Here is a 2,746-nt window from a genome sequence, read left to right on the forward strand (position 1 = left end):
GGGCAACAGCGCCTGCTCGCCCACCCGCACCGACACCTCGTAATGCTCCCGCTCGAAGCCGAAGTTGCCCGCGAGCCCGCAGCAGCCGGAGTCGAGCCGGCCGCTGTCGATGCCGGCGCGGGCGAGCACCCGGTCGTCGGCGGCGCTGCCCAGCGTGGCGTGCTGGTGGCAGTGCGTCTGGGTGAGGGCCGTCGTGTCGAGGCGGCCGAACTCCACGTCCGGGGCGCGCTGGTCGAGGAGTTCGGCGAAGGTCAGGGTCTGCTGTGCGGCGCGCCGGGCACGGTCGTCGTCGGCGAGGAGTTCGGTGCCGTCGCTGCGGAACAGCGACGTACAGCTGGGCTCAAGGCCGACCAACGGGATCCCGCGCCGCAGATACGGGTCGACGGCTTCCAGAGTGCGGCCCAACACCTTGCGGGCCTTGTCGAGTTGACCGGTCGTCAGCCAGGTCAGACCGCAGCACAGCCGGTCCGGGGGCAGCAGCACCTCGAACCCGGCGTGCTCCAGGACCTCCACCGCGGCCCGCCCCACCTCGGGCGTGAAGTACTCGGTGAACGTGTCCGGCCACAGCAGCACCTGCTGCCGCTCGCCGTCCGCAGGCCGGGGCGTACGGCTCTCGAACCAGCGGCGGAACCGCTGCGGAGCGAACGGCGGCACATCGCGCTGCGGCGCGATCCCACCGGCCCGCTTCAGGAACGCCGCCGCGGCCCCGCCGCCGGTGACGGCGTTCGCGAGCCGCGGCGCGCGCCCGGCGAGCCGCGACCAGAGCGGCAGCCACCCCAGGGAGTAGTGCGTGACCGGCCGCAGCCGCCCCCGGTAGTGCTGGTGCAGGAACTCCGCCTTGTACGTGGCCATGTCCACGCCGACCGGACAGTCGCTCTTGCAGCCCTTGCAGGACAGGCACAGGTCGAGTGACTCGCGTACCTCCTTGGAACGCCAGCCGGCGGTGACCACCTCGCCCTGGACCATCTCGTAGAGCACCCGCGCACGCCCTCGGGTGGAGTCCTTCTCGTCGTGGGTGGCGCGGTAGCTCGGGCACATCACCCCGCCCGACTCCGTACGGCACTTGGCGACGCCGACGCAGCGGCGCAGCGCGCGGGAGAGGTCCCCATCGTCGTCCGCGAGCGCGAGCGTCGTCGCCATCGGCAGCCGCGGCCGGTGGCCGGGACGGATACGGAGCCGTTCGTCGGCGGGGCGCGGGTGCACGAGGATGCCGGGGTTGAGCCGGTTCTCCGGGTCCCACACGTCCTTGAAGTCACCGAACGCGGCCATCGCCTCGGCGCTGTACACCAGCGGCAGGAACTCGGCCCGCGCCTGCCCGTCCCCGTGCTCCCCCGACAGGGTGCCGCCGTGCAGTCCGACGAGCTCGGCGGCCTCCGCCATGAACGCCCGGAAGATCCGTACGCCCTCGGCAGTCCCGTGGTCGAAGTCGATCCGGATGTGTACGCAGCCCTCACCGAAGTGCCCGTACGGCGTGCCCTGGAGACCGTGCCGGGCGAGCAGCGCTTCGAGGTCGCGCAGATAGTCGCCGAGGTGCTCCACGGGTACGGCCGAGTCCTCCCAGCCGGGCCACGCCTCGGAGCCGTCCGGGGCGCGGGTGGCGAGGCCCGAGCTGTCCTCGCGGATCCGCCAGAGCGCGGCCTGCTCGGCGGGGTCCGCGACCAGGCGTACATCCATGGCGCCGGTGTCGCGGCCGAGCGCGCGGGCGAGTTCCTCGTCGGCGGCCGGGTCCTGGACGTCGTCCTCGTACCCGAACTCGCAGAGCAGCCAGCCCTTTCCGGCGGGCAGCAGCTTCTCGGGCCGCGCGTCCGGGACGTTCCGGCGCAGCGCCGCGACCTGGTCGCCGCCGAGCCCTTCGCAGGCGATCGGCTGGTGTTCGAGTACGTGCCGGGCCGCGTCGCCCGCGGCGGGCAGGTCGGGGAAGCCGAGGGCGACGAGGGTGCGGCGGGCGGGCAGCGGCACGAGCCGGACCGTCGCGGAGAGCACCACGGCGCAGGTGCCTTCGGTGCCGACGAGGACGGCGGCCGGGTCGAAGCCGCGCTCCGGCAGCAGATGCTCCAGGCTGTACCCGGACACCTGGCGCCGGAAGCGCCCGAACTCGGTGCGCAGCAGCGCCAGATGAGCGTCCCGCAGGTCCCGGAGCCGCGCGTGCACCTCGCCGCGCCGCCCGCCCTCCTCGATGACGTCCCGCAGCTCGTCCTCGGTGAGCCGGCGCAGCGTCATCCGGTGCCCGTCGTACGTGACGACGTCCAGCTCCAGGACGTTGTCGGCGGTGCGGCCCCAGGCGACGGAGTGGGTGCCGCAGGCGTTGTTGCCGATCATGCCGCCGATGGTGCAGCGGGCGTGCGTGGACGGGTCGGGCCCGAACCGCAGCCCGTACGGACGGCACTGCCGCTGCAGCTCGTCGAGGACGACACCGGGCTCGACGCGGGCGGTACGGGCCTCCGGGTCGATGCCGAGTACGCCCTTCAGGTACCGCGAGGTGTCGACGACGACCCCGTCCCCGACGGCCTGCCCGGCGATGGACGTACCCGCGCCGCGCAGGGTGACGGCGACTCCGTACCGCTGGCAGACGTCGAGCGTCGCGACCAGCTCGTCGGTGCTCCCCGGCAGCACCACGGCGGCCGGAACCTGCCGATAGGTGGACGCGTCCTGCGCATACTCGGCCCGCCGCCGCACCCCGACCGCGACCTCACCGACCACGACGACGCCCCGGAGGTCCCGTTCGAGGCGGGCGAGGGTGCGGGGG

The 2,746-nt window shown here is 73.8% G+C and carries 1 protein-coding gene; it reads right to left on the minus strand.

The window, feature by feature from the left end; translation table 11 throughout:
* Positions 1-2,746 (minus strand): FAD-binding and (Fe-S)-binding domain-containing protein (locus GUY60_RS36520; RefSeq protein WP_161705801.1); only part of this gene is annotated, 2,746 nt, incomplete at both ends.

The sequence above is a fragment of the Streptomyces boluensis genome (assembly GCF_009908195.1).
In the GTDB taxonomy this organism is placed as follows: Bacteria; Actinomycetota; Actinomycetes; order Streptomycetales; family Streptomycetaceae; genus Streptomyces; species Streptomyces boluensis.